Origin of the sequence: Microbacterium sp. NPDC077663 (assembly GCF_044542795.1) — a bacterium.
GTDB lineage: Bacteria > Actinomycetota > Actinomycetes > Actinomycetales > Microbacteriaceae > Microbacterium.
In genome coordinates this window covers 626,438-643,658 of record NZ_JBITVE010000002.1, presented here as the reverse complement: position 1 = coordinate 643,658, position 17,221 = coordinate 626,438, and the positions used below count along the sequence as shown (strand labels likewise).

The following is a 17,221-nucleotide window of genomic DNA, read 5'->3' as shown; positions in this document are numbered from 1 at the left end:
GCCCCTGATTGCCCCCACGGGCCGGTTGAATGGGACGGTGAGCGACACCCGGCATCCCGACCCGTCTCTGATCGCGGCCCTCCGCGCCGACCTCGCCGCTGCCGGGTACACCGCCGACGCGGTCCGCGCCGCGTGGGGTCCGCTGGCCGACGACGCGATCGGGCGGGGCCTGCTCGCCCCTGCCCGCCGGGCCCTCGCGGGACGCGGCGACGCGCTCGCGGTGCTGTGCCGGGCGCTCTTCCTCGGCGACGCCGCTCCGGTCGCGGACCTCGACCGTGCGCTGCCCACGGCGGGGGTGGCCGGTCTCGCGGGGTTGGGCCTCGTCCGGCTCGAGGGCGACGCGGCATCCCCGCTCGTGCTCCTGCGTCCGCAGGACTTCGCGGACGCCGCCGGTGCCGGAGGGTGGTGGATCGTGAGCGACCTCGACGAGGCGGCGTTGGGCGGGGCGCTCCCGACCGGGCATGTCCTCGGGGTCGGCGGCGCCTCGCTGACGCTCGCCGGCCTGCAGCTCGACACCCCTGCGCAGCGCGTGCTCGACATCGGGACGGGATGCGGCATCCAGTCCCTGCGGGCACGGCGCACTGCGTCGAGCGTCGTCGCGACCGATGTGTCGGAGCGGGCGCTGCAGTTCACGCTGCTGAACGCCGCGCTGAACGACGTCGACGGGATCGAGGTGCGCCACGGCAGCCTGTTCGAGCCGGTCGCGGGCGAGCAGTTCGACCGCGTCGTCTCGAACCCGCCGTTCGTCATCACGCCGCGGGTCGCCGGGGTGCCCGAGTACGAGTACCGCGACGCGGGCTTCGCGGGCGACGACCTCGTCGCGGCGTTCGTGTCGGGCGTCGGCGACGTGCTGATGCCGGGCGGGACGGCGCAGTTGCTCGGCAACTGGGAGTACCGCGACGGACAGGACGGTCTCGACCGGGTCCGCGCGTGGGTCGCGGCATCCGCCCACCCGCTCGACGCGTGGATCGTGGAACGCGAGCAGCTCGACCCGCTCGCGTACGCCGAACTGTGGGTGCGCGACGGCGGCACGACACCGGGGAGCCCCGACTACGCGCGGCTGATCGACGCCTGGCTCGCCGACTTCGCCGAGCGGGGCGTGACGGCGGTCGGTTTCGGGTACCTGCTGCTGCGACGGACGCCGATCGGGATGCCGCAGCTCGCCCGCTACGAGCGGATCACCCAGCCGGTCGCCAGCGCCCTCGGACCGCACCTGGGATCGGCGCTCGTGGCGTGGGACCGCCTGGGCCTGCTCGACGACGACGGCCTGGCCGAGGCGACCGCGCTCGTGGCGCCCGACGTCACCGAGGCGCGGCACCACCGCCCGGGCGTCGAGGAGCCCTCGGTGATCGAGCTGCGCCAGGGAGGCGGGTTCGGGCGGGTCATGAACGTGGACCCGTCCCTCGCCGCGCTCGTCGGCGCGTGCGACGGGGATCTGCCGCTCGGCGTGCTGATCGACGCGATCGCGGACCTGCTCGAGGTGGATGCCGCCGCGCTGCGCGCCGACCTTCTGCCGCGCGTGCGCGAGCTGGCGTTCACGGGGTTCCTGCGCGTGGTGTGAGCCCGTGAGCCGGCGGTGCACGCGCGCGGCCGGTGTGCGCGGGTGCGCGACGGGGCCGAGCGGCCCGTGTGCGCGGATGCAATGGATCTGAGGCGACGCGCCGGGTACGGATGCCGGGGCGCGGCGTGTCGCGCGGCATCCATTGCATCCGCGAACGCCGTGCGAGCGCCGCGGGGGCGGCCTGCGGGCGTCGGTAGGCTCGTAGGCATGCTGAACATGGCCGAGGGTCTCGCGCGCCTGGGCGCGCTCGCCGAGGCTCCCGTGTCGGCCGCACTCGCCCGCGCGTTCGCGGATGCCGGGTTCGAGCTCGCCATCGTCGGTGGACCCGTCCGCGACGCGCTGCTGGGCCGCACGGTCAACGACCTCGACTACACGACGAACGCCCGCCCCGACGACATCCTGCGCATCGTGAAACCGCTCGCGACGGCGACGTGGGACATCGGGCGCGCTTTCGGCACGATCGGCGCGAAGGTCCGCGGCGAGCAGGTCGAGATCACGACGTACCGCGCCGACAGCTACGACGGCACGACCCGCAAACCCACCGTCGAGTTCGGTGACACGCTCGAGCAGGACCTGGTCAGGCGGGATTTCACTGTCAACGCGATGGCGCTGCGGATCCCGGGTCCCGCGCTCGTCGACCCGACCGGGGGAGTCGAGGACCTCGTCGGCGGGTCGCTGCGCACGCCGACCGACCCGGACGTCAGCTTCGGCGACGACCCGCTGCGGATGCTGCGCGCCGCCCGCTTCGCGAGCCAACTCGGCATGGACGTGCACCCGGCCGCGCTCGAGGCGATGAGCCGGCTCGCGCCGAGCCTGTCGATCGTGAGCCCCGAGCGGATCCAGGGGGAGCTCGTGAAGCTCCTGTCGACGCAGACGCCGGACCGCGGCATCCGTCTGCTCGTCGACAGCGGGCTTATGGCGCTGTTCCTGCCCGAGGTGCCGGCACTGCGCCTCGAGGTCGACGAGCACCACCACCACAAGGACGTCTACGAGCACTCGCTGACGGTGCTCGCACAGGCGATCGACCTCGAGAAGCAGCGGCGTCCGGGGCAGGCGCCGGACGTCACCCTGCGCCTCGCCGCCCTCTTGCACGACATCGGCAAGCCGGCGACCCGCAAGCTCGAGCCCGGCGGCGCGGTCAGCTTTCACCACCACGACATCAAGGGTGCGCGCATGGCGCGCAAGCGCCTGCAGGCCCTCCGCTTCGACGGCGCGACGACGGATGCCGCGAGCCAGCTCATCGAGCAGCACCTGCGCTTCTTCGGGTACGCCGAAGGGGCGTGGACCGACTCGGCGGTGCGACGGTACGTCCGCGACGCGGGCGATCAGCTCGAGCGGCTGCACATCCTGACGCGGGCCGACGTGACCACCCGCAACAAGCGCAAGGCGACGCGGCTGCGCACGGCGTACGACGACATCGAGTCGCGCATCGCGGCCCTCGCCGAGCAGGAGGAGCTCGACGCGATGCGGCCCGAGCTCGACGGTAACCGGATCCAGGAGGTCCTCGGCATCCGTCCGGGCCGCGAGGTCGGCGAGGCGTACCGGTTCCTGCTCGACATCCGGTTGGACGAGGGTGTCATCGGCCAGGAGGCCGCCGAGCAGCGTCTGCGCGAATGGTGGGCGGCGCGAGGCTGAGGCCGGCGCAGAGCTGAACTCAGCGCAGCCGGCGGGCGGCCGTCAGGTCGATGACGAACAGCGCGAGGCCCTGGATCACGACGGCGAGGCCGTGGCCGCGGGCGTCCGCCGGGGTCAGGCGGCCACCGAACGACGGGGTGCGCGCGGCGAGGTGCGCGCCGGTCGCGACGTACCCCACGTCGAGGGCGGTGTTGACGAGGAGGATGCGGCGCAGCATCCGCTTATTCGGGACGCTGCGCTGACGACGGGTGAACTCCGCGAGGGCGACGTCGATCGCGCCCCACATCAGGTTCTGCAGACCGAAGGCGCGCGTGCGCGGCCTCAGGGCGAGCACCCCGCCGAGGACGACGGATGCCGTGCCCCACCGCGTCAGGCGGCGGACGACGGTGGCGGCGACGGTCTTCGCGGAGCTCATGTGTTCATCATGGCCCGGCCGCTGGCCCCGGCGGCCGTTCGCCTGTCACGATCTGCGGTGCGAGGCGGCGTGTCGTGACAGGCGAACGGCGGGTGTTCAGGCTGCGCGGGATGCCGCGAGCGTGCGCCCGGCGTCGACCGCAGCCTGCTCGGCACCGGCCTTCAGTTCGGCGGCGGCGTCGGTGAACGCGTCGAGGGCGGGGTTGACGCCCACAAGGGTGAAGGGCCGGTGGACGACGGTGAGGTCGAGGCCCCAGACGTCCTCGAAGACGCGGCGGAGCCAACCGGTCGAGTGGTCCCAGCCCTCCTTGGGGCTGCCGGGCTCGTAGTTGCCGCCGAGCACGGTGACGAGCGTGGCGGGCTTGCCGCGCAGCGCCGTGCCCTGCGGGTCGATGCGCGGGTCGGTGTAGGCGAGGTCGAACCAGGTCTTCACGTGCTGCGAGACGCCGTAGTTGTAGAGCGGGACGGTGAACAGGAGCGCGTCCGCGCCGATGAGTTCATCGGCCAGCTGCGTGCGCAGGGCGATCGCCGCGCGCTGACCGTCGGTGTGCTGGTCGGCGGGGGTGAAGCCCGAGGTCACCGAGTCGCGCCACGCGGTGGCGGGGACCGGGTCGGCGGCGACATCGCGGCGGACGACGTCGCTGGCCGGGTGGACAGCGAGCCACTCGGCCTCGACGAGGTCGCCGAGCTCGCGGCTGGCAGACGTGGCGGGCAGGATGCTGGCATCCAGACGGAACAGGGTCATGTGCTTCTCCGATCAGAGTCACTATGAAAAAGAAAGCGGCTCCGGGAACGCTAGCACACGTACGATGGAGGCATGGCCGAGGGACATGACGCGCGACAGTGCGACGCCGCGGTCTCGCATGCGTTCTCGGTGCTCGGCAAGCGCTGGAACGGCATGATCCTCGACGTCCTCGGACAGGGCGAGCTCTCGTTCTCGGGCGTGCGACGGGCCGTGGCGGGTATCAGCGACGCCGTCCTGTCGGACCGCCTGACCGAGCTGGCGGATGCCGGGCTCATCGCCCGTCACGTCGAAGCAGGACCGCCCGTCGCCGTCTCGTACGCGCTCACCGAGGCGGGCTGCCGGCTCATGCCGATCCTCAGCCAGCTCGGCGAGTGGGCCGACGGCAACCTCGTGCGCCGCTGACGGACCTGATGCCCCGAGACCTGTCGCCTCGGGACCTGTCGCGTCGGCCGAGACCGACTTAGACTGACCGGCACCGCTCCTTCGCCGATGATCGGAGCCCCATGAGCTCGCCGTGGTCCGCCCGGGTCGAGGTCGCGCCCGCCACCTCGCGCCTGCTGATCGAGCGTGCGCACGAGGAGCTCCTCGCCGGTAACGCCGGCGACCCGCGGCTCGAGGACGTGCGTCCGCTGGTGCGCGAGTCGTGGCGCCGATCGCTCGCCTCGGATGCCGCGGCCGAGGGCCTCCCACGCCTGGACATGACCGCCGACGAGCTCGAGGCCTATCGCCGTGCGCACCCGCTTGCGGGGGTCATGGAGATGGTCCGGTCGCTCCTGCTGCCGGGGTCGCCCGAGGAGTCGGGTGTCATCGTCGCGGTCGGGGATGCGTCAGGACGTCTGCTGTGGGTCGAGGGCGACCGCGGGGTGCGGACGCTGACCGGCGACATGGGATTCGTCGCGGGCGCGGACTGGGCCGAGGCATCCGTCGGCACTTCGGCGCCGGGCACGGCTCTCGCGCTCGACCGGGCGGTGCAGATCCGGCAGGCGGAGCACTTCAACCGCTTCGTGCAGCCCTGGTCGTGCACCGCCGCGCCCGTCCACGACCCCGAGACGCGGCGGCTGCTCGGGGTCATCGACGTGACCGGCGGCAGCGAGGCCGTCACCCCGCAGGCGCAGCTGCTCGTCGACGCGACGGCACGCGCGATCGAGGGCGAGCTGCTGGTCGGCCGGCTGCGCTCCCGCGCCGAGTCCCCCCGCCGCCGCCCGTCGCGCCCGACAGCTGTGCGGCACGCGACCCTGCGGGTGCTGGGGCGCGACCGGGCCCTGCTCGAGACGGAGGGGGATGCGGCGGCATCCGTCGTCGAGCTCAGCGCACGGCACGCCGAGATCCTGCTCATGCTCGCCCGCCACCGCGAGGGCCTGTCGGCCGAGGCGCTCGCCGACCTCGTCTACGGGGAGCCCGCCGTCGAGACGCTGCGCCCCGAGATGGTGCGGCTGCGGAAGGTGCTCGAGATGCACGCGCCGCACCTCGTGCCGTTGTCGCGGCCGTACCGGCTGCCGGCCGAGCTCGAAACCGACGTGCAGCACGTCGTCTCGCTGCTGGACCGCGGCGCGCACCGGGTCGCGCTCGCCGCCTACACCGGTCCCGTGCTGCCGGACTCGGTCGCTCCGGGCGTCGAGGAGCTCCGGGCCTCGGTGCGGGCGACCCTGCGCGAGACGATGGTCGGCGAAGCGGGGATCGAGGCGCTGCTGGCCTACGCCGACACCGCGGACGGCGGCGAGGATGCCGAGGTGCTGCGCTTGTGCCTGCGCATGCTGCCCGCGCGCTCACCGCGCCGCGCTGGGCTCGTCGCGCGCCTCGAGGCGCTCGGCGCCTGAGGCCCCGGCCCTGCCGGTGGCCGTGTTCGCCGCGGTCGCGCAGGGGTGGCCGTCGGCGGGCGTCCTCGCAACCGGATGCAACGTTGCGCGGCGTAGCGTGCCCGGCATCCGATCCGCGGCGACGTCGCCGCATCCATGTCCGTCGAAGGAGACAGCATGACCATCGTCGAAGAGGGCGTCTCGAGCGTCTACGCCGCACCCGGCCAGCGGGGAGCGGTCGCGGAGTACCGGGCACGCTACGGCCACTACATCGGCGGCGAGTTCGTCGACCCCGTCAAGGGCCAGTACTTCGAGAACATCACCCCCGTCACCGGCAAGCCCTTCTGCGAGGTGGGCCGCGGCACCGTCGAGGACATCGACCGTGCGGTCGACGTCGCGTGGAAGGCCTTCGCCTCGTGGAAGAAGACGACACCCGCCGAACGCGCCGTCATCCTCAACAAGATCGCCGACCGCATCGAGGAGAACCTCGAGAAGATCGCCGTCGCCGAGACGTGGGAGAACGGCAAGCCCGTCCGCGAGACCCTCGCCGCCGACATCCCGCTCGCCGTCGACCACTTCCGCTACTTCGCGGGCGTCCTCCGCGCCCAGGAGGGCACGCTCAGCCAGCTCGACGACGACACGGTCGCCTACCACTTCCACGAGCCGCTGGGCGTGGTCGGTCAGATCATCCCGTGGAACTTCCCGATCCTGATGGCGACCTGGAAGCTCGCCCCCGCCCTCGCCGCGGGCAACTGCGTCGTGCTCAAGCCCGCCGAGCAGACCCCGGCGTCCATCCTGTTCCTCTTCGAGATCATCGGCGATCTGCTGCCTGCCGGTGTCGTCAACATCGTCAACGGGTTCGGCATCGAGGCCGGGGCGCCGCTCGCCTCGCACAAGCGCATCCGCAAGATCGCGTTCACCGGCGAGACCACGACCGGGCGACTCATCATGCAGTACGCGTCGCAGAACCTCATACCGGTGACCCTGGAACTCGGCGGCAAGAGCCCGAACCTGTTCTTCGAGGATGTCGCCCGCTCGACCGACGACGCCTACTACGACAAGGCGCTCGAGGGGTTCACCCTCTTCGCCCTCAACCAGGGCGAGGTCTGCACCTGCCCGTCGCGCTCGCTGATCCAGCGCTCGATCTACGACTCGTTCCTCGCGGACGGGCTGGAGCGGGTGTCGAAGGTCGTGCAGGGCAATCCGCTCGACCCGGCCACGATGATCGGCGCGCAGGCCTCGAACGACCAGCTCGAGAAGATCCTCAGCTACATCGACATCGGAAAGCAGGGCGGTGCGAAGCTGCTCACCGGCGGTGAGCGGGTCGACCTGGGCGGCGACCTGAGCGGCGGCTACTACGTCGCTCCGACGGTGTTCGAGGGCACGAACGACATGCGCATCTTCCAGGAGGAGATCTTCGGTCCCGTGCTGTCGGTCACGAGCTTCGACGACTTCGACGACGCGATCTCGATCGCCAACGACACCCTCTACGGTCTCGGTGCCGGCGTCTGGAGCCGCTCGGGCGACATCGCCTACCGCGCCGGTCGGGCGATAGAGGCGGGCCGCGTGTGGACGAACACGTACCACCAATACCCCGCACACGCTGCGTTCGGCGGGTACAAGCAGTCCGGCATCGGACGCGAGAACCACCTCCGGATGCTGGACCACTACCAGCAGACGAAGAACCTCCTCGTGTCGTACGCCGAAGGCGCGATGGGCTTCTTCTGAGCCGCCACCCATGACCGACACCACCTACAGCAGGGTCGCCGTCTCCGACGAGGCGGCGGCCCTGCTGCGCACCCTCACCGCGCAACACGGTCCGCTGATGTTCCATCAGTCGGGCGGATGCTGCGACGGCAGCAGTCCCATGTGCTACCCGGTCGGCATGTTCCTCACCGGGTCCGGCGACGTGAGGCTCGGCGAGATCGACGCGGGTCTCGACGATCCGATCGAGGTCTACATGTCGGCATCCCAGTTCGAGTACTGGAAGTACACGCACCTCACGATCGACGTCGTCCCCGGACGCGGTGCGGGGTTCTCGGTCGAGGGGCCGACCGGGATGCGGTTCCTCATCCGGTCGCGGATGCTGACCGACGAGGAGGTCGCGGCCTTCGGGATCGCCTGAGTTCGATCTGTTCTCCCGCGCACTTGCGGGTGTCAGATCTCCTGGTCGCGCAGCGCGGCGATGAGTGCAAGCTTCCCGTCGAGCACGACCTGCAGCATCCGCTCGCTCGCCCCTTCGCTGTCCCCGCGGGTGATCGCCTCGAGGACGGCGAGGTGACGGGCGGCATCCTCCTCCAGTGAGAGGGCCGTCGCCTCCTGTTGGAGGTCGAAAGAGAGCTTCATGAAGTCGGCGACGAGCGTCCCGAACCGGGAGAGGAACGTATTGTGCGACGCGGCGTAGACCGCGAGGTGGAACTCCACATCGTGTTCCGTATAGGCCGCGTGGTCGTCAGCCGCCTCGGCGAGACCGACAGCGGCCCGTTCGATTCGTCCCAAGTCGTGCATCGTCGATCGACTCGCGGCGAGCCGAGCCGCGTTGGGCTCCACGATCTGTCGGAGTTCCACGAGATCCCTCATGAGCTCCGTCGCCATCCCCTCGGCGTGAGTCCACATGAGCAGGTCGGAATCGAAGCTGCTCCACAGCTCTCGCGGACGCACTCGGGTCCCCACTTTGGGGCGGATGTCGACGAGACCTTTCGCGGCGAGCACCTTCATCGCCTCGCGGACGGATGTGCGGCTGACTCCATACTCGTCCGTCAGTTCCGCTTCACGCGGGAGCAGTTCTCCGGGCGCGTAGGTTCCGCCGACGATCGCGCGTCCGAGGGCTTCGATGACGTGACCCTGACGTCCGCGGAGCGAATAGCCGGAGCCGCCCTCTGCAGTCGTCCCGCTCACATGCCTCCGACCGCTCGTCATGACGAGCCCGCGCTGCTGTCGGGCTGCGCGCTAGAGTACAGGCTTTCTCCGTCGACCGTGATGACCACCGAGCGCAGATACGGCGAAAGGGCTTCGAGGTCCACCGTGATTCCGAGACCCGGCGCGTCGGGCGGGTGGACGAGCCCGTCTGCATCGAGGTGCAAGTGGCTCGTCGTGAGATCGACGGCGAGCTGCTTCGGTTCGGCAGGGTATTCGCAGATCAGGTGATCCGGCATAGCGGCGTACGCCTGCAAGGAGGCGGACAGTGCGAGATGCGAGGTGAACGTGTGGTTCACGTAGGTGACACCGGCGTGCTGAGCGATCTCGGCGATGCGCGCGGATGGACCGATGCCGCCCACCCTTCCGGTATCGATCTGGATGTAGCCGATGTCTGCGTGCCGGAGGAGGTTGCGCGCCATCGCTTCCTCATGCGCCCCTTCCCCCCCGGCGAGTCGGACCGATCCGGAGCGCGCTGCCAAGGTCCGGTAGGCATCGAACTCAGACGCCCCGAACGGCTCTTCGAGCCAGAGGGCGCCGACGTCGTTGAGGGCGCCCATGCGTTCGCTGGCCGCGTCGACGTCGTTCTCCCACACCTGGCCGGCATCCACCATCAACGCGTGGTCGGAGCCGATGGCCTCGCGCGCCGCGTGGAGTTGATCGGCATCGGCGGCGGCCGTGCCGTGGCCGAACGGACCCCACCCGAACTTCACAGCCCGAAAGCCGCGCGCAACGACCTCACGTCCGCGAGCGATCGTCTCGTCGGGGGTGTCACCGAACAGGACCGAAGCGTAGGGCAGCTTGCCGTGAGCCGTCCGGCCACCCAGCATCCGCCACACCGGCTCGTCCCGCGCGCGTCCGAGAAGATCCCAGAGTGCGATCTCGATGCCCGAGAAGGTGTGGGGCGCCTGCAGCAGGTCCATGCTGTTGCGCGCGACCTGCCTCGCGATCCGCCGAATATCGTCTGGACCGTCGAGTCGTTCTCCTAGAACGGAGTCCGAGACCGGCCGGCACACGCCGTGCGATCGTGGGGCGACGAAGGCGGCTATCGACGTCAGCGGTGAAGACTCGCATTCCCCCCAGCCCTCTGCGTCACCGGCACGCACCCGAACCAGCAGCGCATCTTGGCTACCGTCTGCCTCGAGGGTCACCTCGGGCATGCTCGCGTAGAAGAAGTCGACACTATCGATGTGCACGACGGTCCTTTCTCATCACTTCCACCGCGTGACGAACGCGGAGAGTTCTGCCGGCCTCGAGGGTGATCCACGTGCGAGCGCCCGCGTCGGATAGCGGGTTGTCGGCGAGTGACGTCGCCAGCGGGAAGTCGAAGGCGGATGCCACGGGTTCGACACCCAGTCCGCGGTAGCGGTGGTTCCACGGCGGATTCGGGATGCCGCGGTCGGAGATCCAGAGGAGGAGTGACGAGAGGACGTCGTCGTCCCACTCGATGGCGACCACGGTGCCGTCGGCATGTCGGATGAGCGCGGGCGAGCGGGCGTCGACGAGCTGCACGACCTCCTCGGTCGGATGCGCCGGGGGCAGCAGGCTCAGATCGACTCGACCCCTCGGGGCGGGAACAGAGTCCAGGGCGGTGAACACGGCGTCGGGGAGCGGTCGCGCATCTGGATGCAGTCGCACCGGCCAGACACGACCCCAGGAGAAGCCAACCTCGATCCGGGCCATCCCGCGTCGGGGTAGGGCAAGGATGGGGTGCAGTCCGATGGAAGTCCGGTGCGTGCTCCGCGGCTCGATGTCGAGTTCGAACTCGATTCGGGCGCGCCCGGGGACGCCGGTGACACGTCGGCGTAATCGCTTCACGCCTCCCGCGGCGAGCTCAAGCTCCGCTTCGAGGCTCGCGGGTCCCAGAGAGCGCAGGCGCCAGTCTCGGTCTGCGGGCTCGCCGTGCGGTGGGCTCGGTGCGTCTGCGCCGGCTGCGCCTCGATCACGGGATCCGCGCCACGCGCAGGGTGCCTTCGGGGGGACGGGCGCCGACCCGAATGGGAGGGCGACAAAGTCGCCGCCGAGCACGCGGACATGACCGGGCTGCGTCCGAAGGTCGTCGTCATCGGGTTTCCAAGGGGCGCGCGCGAACGGAGCGATCCTGCGGGATCCGATCAGGAAGGAGGCGCGCGTGAGCATGGCCGCCGTGGACACCATAGAGGCAGCCCCGCGATCCCACGCGACATCGACCTGCTCCACGACTCGCCACCCTTCCGTTCGTGAACCCAAAGGTATTATCTGAAATCTGTTTGCGCTACGGAAAAATGCCACTAACTTGGGCCTGGCGGATACTCGACCGCTTTAGGTAGGATCAATACACCTCGACGCAAGGATGCCCGATGTCGCCCTCCCACCGCACCGTGCTGATCGCCGGCGCTGCCGGCGGTATCGGAGCGGCCACGGCGCGCGCACTCGCGGCGCGTGGTGACCATCTCTTCCTGGTCGACCGTCAGGAAGATGCCCTGAGCGCGCTGGAGGCGGAACTCCCGAATGCCACCGGGCTCGCGATGGACCTCGCCGATCCGGCGGTTCCGTCGTCCGTTCGCGAGCGGATCGAGCTCGAAACCGGTCGTCTGGATGCGTTGGTCACCGCGTCCGGCATCGCTCCCGGCGACAGCGGTGCGCAAGACGGTGACGACCTCGAGCGGATTCTCGACATCAATCTCCTTGCAGCGGTGAGGCTCACGCTCGAACTGGTCCCCCTGCTTCGGCACGCGGACCCGGGCCGCGTGGTGCACGTCGGCTCCGTGCAAGCCGAACGGGCGGCCCGCTCCTCCGTCGGATATGCGGCGAGCAAGGGAGGGCTGCACGCCGCGACGCGCGCGCTCGCCGTCGATCTCGCGGCACACGGCATCCTCGTGAACTCCGTATCCCCGGGGTTCGTCGACACCCCGATGGCGCGCCTCGCGGACGGACGAACGGAGTACGAGACCGAGTGGTTCCAATCCGTCTTCGTGCGGCACGCGGGAATTCCGTTGCGCCGACCCGGCACGGCGGCCGAGGTCGCCGCGGTCATCGCGCTGCTCCTCGCGCCGGAGAACACCTACATGACCGGCTCGGTGCTCACCGTGGACGGCGGACTATCGGCGGCACTCTGATGTGGTGCGTCGAAAAATTTGATCGATCAACTTCTCACCCTGCACGGCAATCACTCGGAAAGGAAACGACATGAAGCTCCAGCGAATCGGTGCGGTGGTCGCGGCGGGCACCCTCGCCTTGGGACTGGCCGCATGCGCGCCCGGCGGCGAAGGCGCCGACGACTCGACCACCCTCACCGTCTGGGATCCCGGCCTGTTGACGAAGAAGACCAACGACGGTGCGGTGGCCGACAATTCCTTCCTCGACATCGCCGTCGATCAATTCGAGAAGGACAATCCCGGCGTCACAGTGGACGTCGTGACGCTCTCGGGCGACATCTCGAAGGATGCCGCCCAGTTCCAGGCGGCATCGATCGCAGGCAACGGGCCCGACGTCCGCATCGGGTACACCGGCGGTAACACCGTCGACTACGCGGACTTCCTGCAGGATCTCGACGGTGTCTTCTCGGATGAGACGATGAGCGACCTGTCGGGATGGAACACCGTGCGAGCAGGGTACGCGGACGACGGCGCCCTTCTCGGACTGCCGTACGGCGGCGGATCGTACTTCTACGTCTTCTACAACAAGGCTCTTGCCGAGCAGGCGGGCATCGACATGTCGACGCCCCCGACGACGTGGGAGGACATGATCGCTCTCGGCGAGCAGGCGAAGGGCAAGATCGGCGATGCGGTGCCGTTCTGGACCCCGAACCAGGAGGGCTACGTCGGCGCGTGGGTCATGGCAGCCCTGGTGGGCGGCGAGCTGGGCTCGAGCGCGTTCACCGACATGTACAACGGCGACACACCGCTTACGGACCCCGCGATGGTGAAGGCCTACGAGGCGTACTCGAAGCTCTACTCCCTGGGCCTCACCAATCCGGACGCCGGTTCGATCGGTAACTCGGAGCAGCTCACTGGCTTCGTGCAGGGCAAGGGACTGTTCATGGTCTCGGGCGCTTGGGAGAACGGGGCCCTCGAGGAGGCGATGGGCGAGGACGCCGGTGTCTTCCCGATCCCGACTCTCGCCGGCTCGGCGTACCCGAGCGCTCTCGCGGGGGGGCCGAATGTGTCGGTGTCCATCACGAACTACTCCGAGCACAAGGACCTGGCCGAGCAGTTCCTGCAGTACCTCGCTGAACCCGCCACGATCGACATGTACGTGGAGCTCTTCCAGACCGAACCGTCCAACAGCGCCTCTGCGGACACGTCCGTCATCACCAACTACTACCTGAAGTCCGAGGCGGAGTATGTTTCGACATCCGACGCCGTCGTCTACCCGTTCGATAACGTGATGCCCCAGTCGGTCATCGACCTGTTCTACCGACTGAACGCGACCGTCTACACCGGCCAGACCACGCCCGAAGATGCTGTGTCGCAGCTTCAGGAGGCGTATGAAGCCGAGACCGCTGGCTGATGACGGTCTCGGTAGGGGTGTCCGCGCGCACCGTATCCCGCGCGGGCACCCCATCCCCCCGGGGGAAGAGCAGGTGGCGCCGCCGTGAGCGCTGGATCGCGCTCGCCGCGGTCGCCCCCGCACTGGTGCTGGCGCTCGGATTCATGGTGTACCCCGTCGGTTACGCCCTTTTCATCTCCGTTCACAAGACGAATGGACTGCGCTTCGAGTTCGTCGGCCTCGGCAACTACGCCAAGCTGCTGACCGATCCGCTCCTCTACAAGGTGTTCGGCACGAACCTCCTTTTCCTCGTGTCGGTGCCGATCGTGATCTTCGCCGCTCTCGTGTGCTCGGTGCTGCTCTACGAACGCGTCCGGGGATGGAAGTTCTACCGAGTGCTCTTTTTTGTGCCGAATGTCCTGTCGACGGCCGTCATCGGCCTGATGTTCAAGACCTTGTTCGCCTACAGCGGTCCGGTCAACGCGATCATCGAGGTGTTCGGCGGGGAGCCGGTCGACTTCTTCGCGGGCGCGGGCAGCGCGATCTTCGTGATCGTGCTCGCGCTGGTCTGGTCTGGTTTCGGGTATCAGTCGCTGATCCTGTTGAGCGGGCTGAGCTCGATCAACCCGGAGGTGTTCGAGGCGGCGGTGCTGGACGGCGCAGGGTGGTGGCGCCGGCTGTGGTCGATCACATTGCCGAACATCCGCCGGGTGGTGGTGCTCGTCTCGATCCTGAACGTGCTGTACACCTTCACGTCCCTGTTCGGCTTCATCTTCGTGATGACCGCGGGGGGCCCCGGCTACGACACGACGACCCTCGACTACCTGATCTACAGCCTGGCCTTCTCGTCCTCGAGGCTTGGGGAGGGGTCAGCGCTCGCCGTCCTGGTGTTCCTCTTCATCGGCACGCTGACCCTGCTGCAGCTGCGCTTCTTCCGATCGGTGGACGACTGATGACAACCAATCATGTGGGGGTTCCGCGACGAGCGCGACTGCCGATCGGCGTCGGGCTGGTCCTCATCGCCCTGACGATCGTCTACCCGGTCGTCTACCTGGCCACCGCAGCGTTCCGCACGAAGGCCGACTACCTCGCCAACCCCTTCGGCCTGCCTTCGGAGTGGACGTTCCAGAACTTCATCGTGCTGTGGAACAACTACGACCTCGGTATCGCCCTCCGCAACAGCGTCGTCGTCGTCATCATCGGTTTGACGCTCCAGCTCGGGATCGCCATGCTCGCCGGCTACGCGCTGGCGAGGCTGGACGTCCCGGGGGCCCGTGCGATCAACGCGACTTTCGTCTCCGTGATGCTCATTCCCAGCCAGGTGCTCATCATCCCGATCTACCTCTTGTTGTCTCGCATAGGAATGGTCGGGTCGCTCCAAGGGCTCATCCTGGTCTATGTGGCGACCGGTCTCCCTTTCGCCGTGTTCTTCATGACGGCCGCGTTCTCCGGTGTCGACCAGAACGTTCTCGAGGCCGCGACCGTCGACGGCGCCGGGTTCTGGCGCACGCTGCTGAGTGTGGCCTCGCCCATGGCCGCCCCGGGCATCGCCACTCTCGCCGTCTTGCAGTTCCTCGGTATGTGGAACGAGCTCCTCTTCGCATACATCCTCTTGCCCGACAACGACCTGCGCCTGCTGACACCCGCGCTCGCCCAGATCGGCGGACGCTTCACGAGCGATCAGCCGCTCGTCTCGGCCGGGCTCATCGTCACCGCGTTGTTCCCGATGCTCCTGCTCGCCTTTGCGTCGCGCTATGTCATGAGCGGGCTCGCTGCGAGTTTCGGCCGATGACGGCACGCGGGGTGGATCTCGCCGGCGTCCTGCTGGCCAGCGATGCCGCCATCGCCGGGCAGCCCGGGGTCTCGGATGAACGAGCGTGGGCTCGGACCGGTGATGCCTGGGAGATGACGTTGCGGCGGACCGGCCTGTCAGCTGAGACTGTCCGCGTTTCGCAGCTCGACGCCCTGGTGGTGCGACTCGAACCGCACGACTGGACAGCCCGTTCCTTCTCCGCGGCATGGGGCGCCGAGTTCGAACCGGTCTTCCACGAGCGGGTCGAAGGATTGCGCATCGCTGTGCGCGCGGGACGATCCTCGCATGGCTCGCACCCCCTGCTCATTCTCGAGTGCGCGGCAGGGGTCATGATCGTCACGGTCGCGTGGAGCGGAAACTGGCGCATCGCGATCGACGAGGAGGGGGTGCTGCGGGCAGGGGTCTCGCCCGATGACTTCTTCATCGACGTCGCCGTGGGCGAGACGGTGACGGCGCCCAACGTCTTGGTCTCGGTGGGGCCGACTCTGGCCGCGGCGGGGAGCGCACTCACTCGCGCTGTCGGCTCCCTCATCCCGCGCACGACCTGGAGCGACGCGATGCCCACCGAGTGGAATCACTGGTGGCCCTACGAGGATCGCGACATCGACGCCGATCACTTCCTCGCGGAGGCGACCCTCGCGGCCAGCTTGGGCGTCGAGGTCGCAACGCTCGACGCCGGTTGGTTCGGCAGCAGCAGCCCTGCGGCGGATTGGCAAGCCGAGCGTGGCGACTGGGATCTCGAGAACGCCGCGCGCTTCCCCGGTGGGATCGATCGACTGTCCGACGACGTTCGCCGGACGGGCGTCGAGTTCGGCATCTGGATAGAGGCGGAGGCATTGGGCGCCGAGGCCCGTGCGCGCCGGGAGCGTCCCGAGATCGCCGCGACCCGTTCGCGACCTGACGACGCTCCCCGGATCACCGTGTCGGTCGATCCACGCGACCCGGGATTCCTGGGGTACGTCTGTCTGGGAAGCCCGGACGGGCGCCGCTTCGCGGCGGACGCCCTGGACGACCTCGTCCAACGCACCGGTGCGCGCTGGGTGAAACTGGACTTCAACGTCGACCCCGGCAGCGGGTGCGACCGCGAGGACCACGGCCATGGAGCCGGAGATGGGCTGTTCCGCCACTATGAGGGCCTTTACGCCGTCCTCGACGACTTCCGGGAGCGGCACCCGGAGGTCATCCTCGAGTCCTGCTCGTCGGGAGGTCTTCGACTCGATGTCGGCATCGCGCGCCACGTGCACTGCCACTTCCTGTCCGACCCCGACTGGACCGAACATCACCTGCAGGTGCTGTGGGGCGCGTCACTCATGCTGCCGCCCGCGGCGCTCCTCCACTGGGCGTGGTCGCAATGGCGCGGCGATCACCCTGCGCAGCGGCGAGATCTCGACAGCATCGAACCGCGGGACTTCGACAGGTCTCTGCGCGCAGCGATGCTGCACCGAACGGGTTTGTCGATGCGCCTGACCACACTCTCGGAGCCGCTGAGGCGTCGGGTCGCCTGTCACATCGCCGCCTTCCGGTCACACATCGCCCCGCTGCTGGTGGACGGCGTGCTCCGATCGACGACGCCGCAGCCCCTCCGCGGCGGAGGCGGATGCCGCCAGCCGGCCTTCCAACTGGACTCCTCTCACGGCCATCTGCTCGCTGCTTTCGCGTTGGACGGCCTCGCAGAACCGGTGACGCTCCGACTCGACGGTCTGAACGAGAACACGGTCTACGAGGTCAGCCCGTTGGCGGACGACGAGGTTCCGTTCATCGCCACGGGGGGCGACCTCATGCGGGGCTTCGCGCGCCGGGGTGCGTCGTGGCTGTGGCTGGCCGTCGAGCGAAACGAGAGGGCAGAAGGCACGTGGGTCGATCAGTGAGAA

General features: G+C 69.2%; 16 protein-coding genes. 11 read left to right on the top strand and 5 right to left on the bottom strand.

The genetic code is table 11. From position 1 onward, the window contains the following. Positions 1–37: 37 nt before the first annotated feature. Together ACIGEP_RS10635 and ACIGEP_RS10630 are read left to right on the top strand one after the other, a co-directional pair. The gene (locus tag ACIGEP_RS10635) at positions 38–1,561 is read left to right on the top strand and encodes a methyltransferase (RefSeq protein ID WP_396661591.1); all 1,524 of its coding nucleotides are present in this window, start codon (positions 38–40) and stop codon (positions 1,559–1,561) included. Positions 1,562–1,768: 207 nt separating this feature from the next. Further along, on the top strand, positions 1,769–3,196 hold the full coding sequence (locus tag ACIGEP_RS10630; protein WP_396661590.1) for a CCA tRNA nucleotidyltransferase: 1,428 nt from the start codon (positions 1,769–1,771) through the stop codon (positions 3,194–3,196). A 19-nt stretch (positions 3,197–3,215) separates the two neighbouring features. Here the strand turns inward: ACIGEP_RS10630 and ACIGEP_RS10625 are convergent, their stop codons facing one another. Next, the gene (locus ACIGEP_RS10625) at positions 3,216–3,611 is read right to left on the bottom strand and encodes a DUF6992 family protein (protein WP_396661589.1); all 396 of its coding nucleotides are present in this window, start codon (positions 3,609–3,611) and stop codon (positions 3,216–3,218) included. A 96-nt stretch (positions 3,612–3,707) separates the two neighbouring features. Further along, a complete protein-coding gene (locus tag ACIGEP_RS10620) occupies positions 3,708–4,355 on the bottom strand; it encodes an FMN-dependent NADH-azoreductase (protein WP_396661588.1) in 648 nt (215 codons plus the stop codon). A gap of 72 nt (positions 4,356–4,427) precedes the next feature. Here ACIGEP_RS10620 and ACIGEP_RS10615 point away from each other — a divergent pair, with 72 nt between their 5' ends. The 4 genes from ACIGEP_RS10615 to ACIGEP_RS10600 all read left to right on the top strand — a co-directional run bounded on the left by ACIGEP_RS10615 (position 4,428) and on the right by ACIGEP_RS10600 (position 8,276). Next, positions 4,428–4,757, top strand: a complete 330-nt coding sequence (locus tag ACIGEP_RS10615; protein ID WP_396661587.1) for a winged helix-turn-helix transcriptional regulator — start codon at positions 4,428–4,430, stop codon at positions 4,755–4,757. A 101-nt stretch (positions 4,758–4,858) separates the two neighbouring features. Further along, positions 4,859–6,172, top strand: coding sequence for a GAF domain-containing protein (locus ACIGEP_RS10610; RefSeq protein ID WP_396661586.1), 1,314 nt, complete (start codon positions 4,859–4,861; stop codon positions 6,170–6,172). Between the two features lie 156 nt (positions 6,173–6,328). Beyond that, the gene (locus ACIGEP_RS10605; protein ID WP_396661585.1) at positions 6,329–7,879 is read left to right on the top strand and encodes an aldehyde dehydrogenase family protein; all 1,551 of its coding nucleotides are present in this window, start codon (positions 6,329–6,331) and stop codon (positions 7,877–7,879) included. A gap of 10 nt (positions 7,880–7,889) precedes the next feature. Further along, positions 7,890–8,276, top strand: coding sequence for a DUF779 domain-containing protein (locus ACIGEP_RS10600; RefSeq protein WP_396661584.1), 387 nt, complete (start codon positions 7,890–7,892; stop codon positions 8,274–8,276). A 32-nt stretch (positions 8,277–8,308) separates the two neighbouring features. Here ACIGEP_RS10600 and ACIGEP_RS10595 read toward each other — a convergent pair whose 3' ends face one another. Genes ACIGEP_RS10595 through ACIGEP_RS10585 form a run of 3 tightly spaced genes read right to left on the bottom strand, consistent with a single transcriptional unit; the run spans position 8,309 to position 10,750 of the window. Continuing rightward, positions 8,309–9,049 carry a FadR/GntR family transcriptional regulator gene (locus ACIGEP_RS10595; RefSeq protein ID WP_396661583.1) on the bottom strand — a complete coding sequence of 247 codons (741 nt, stop codon included), beginning with the start codon at positions 9,047–9,049 and terminating at the stop codon, positions 8,309–8,311. A gap of 17 nt (positions 9,050–9,066) precedes the next feature. After that, entirely contained in the window at positions 9,067–10,227 is a 1,161-nt protein-coding gene (locus ACIGEP_RS10590) for a mandelate racemase/muconate lactonizing enzyme family protein (protein WP_396661982.1), read from the bottom strand. 22 nt (positions 10,228–10,249) lie between these two features. Next, positions 10,250–10,750 (bottom strand): hypothetical protein, encoded by a 501-nt coding sequence (locus ACIGEP_RS10585; RefSeq protein ID WP_396661582.1) that lies wholly within the window; start codon positions 10,748–10,750, stop codon positions 10,250–10,252. 656 nt (positions 10,751–11,406) lie between these two features. Between ACIGEP_RS10585 and ACIGEP_RS10580 the strand changes: the two genes are divergently transcribed. From ACIGEP_RS10580 to ACIGEP_RS10560, 5 genes are all read left to right on the top strand, one after another. After that, complete coding sequence (locus ACIGEP_RS10580) at positions 11,407–12,165, top strand: SDR family NAD(P)-dependent oxidoreductase (protein ID WP_396661581.1); 759 nt, start codon at positions 11,407–11,409, stop codon at positions 12,163–12,165. 70 nt (positions 12,166–12,235) lie between these two features. Continuing rightward, positions 12,236–13,558 carry an extracellular solute-binding protein gene (locus tag ACIGEP_RS10575; RefSeq protein WP_396661580.1) on the top strand — a complete coding sequence of 441 codons (1,323 nt, stop codon included), beginning with the start codon at positions 12,236–12,238 and terminating at the stop codon, positions 13,556–13,558. Beyond that, positions 13,558–14,490, top strand: coding sequence for a carbohydrate ABC transporter permease (locus ACIGEP_RS10570; RefSeq protein ID WP_396661579.1), 933 nt, complete (start codon positions 13,558–13,560; stop codon positions 14,488–14,490). The genes ACIGEP_RS10575 and ACIGEP_RS10570 overlap by 1 nt, the downstream gene beginning before the upstream one ends. Then, positions 14,490–15,329: a carbohydrate ABC transporter permease gene (locus ACIGEP_RS10565; protein ID WP_396661578.1), complete on the top strand. Its 840-nt coding sequence runs from the start codon at positions 14,490–14,492 to the stop codon at positions 15,327–15,329. Before ACIGEP_RS10570 ends, ACIGEP_RS10565 begins: the two co-directional genes overlap by 1 nt. Further along, positions 15,326–17,218 (top strand): alpha-galactosidase, encoded by a 1,893-nt coding sequence (locus ACIGEP_RS10560; RefSeq protein WP_396661577.1) that lies wholly within the window; start codon positions 15,326–15,328, stop codon positions 17,216–17,218. The genes ACIGEP_RS10565 and ACIGEP_RS10560 overlap by 4 nt, the downstream gene beginning before the upstream one ends. Positions 17,219–17,221: the final 3 nt, after the last annotated feature.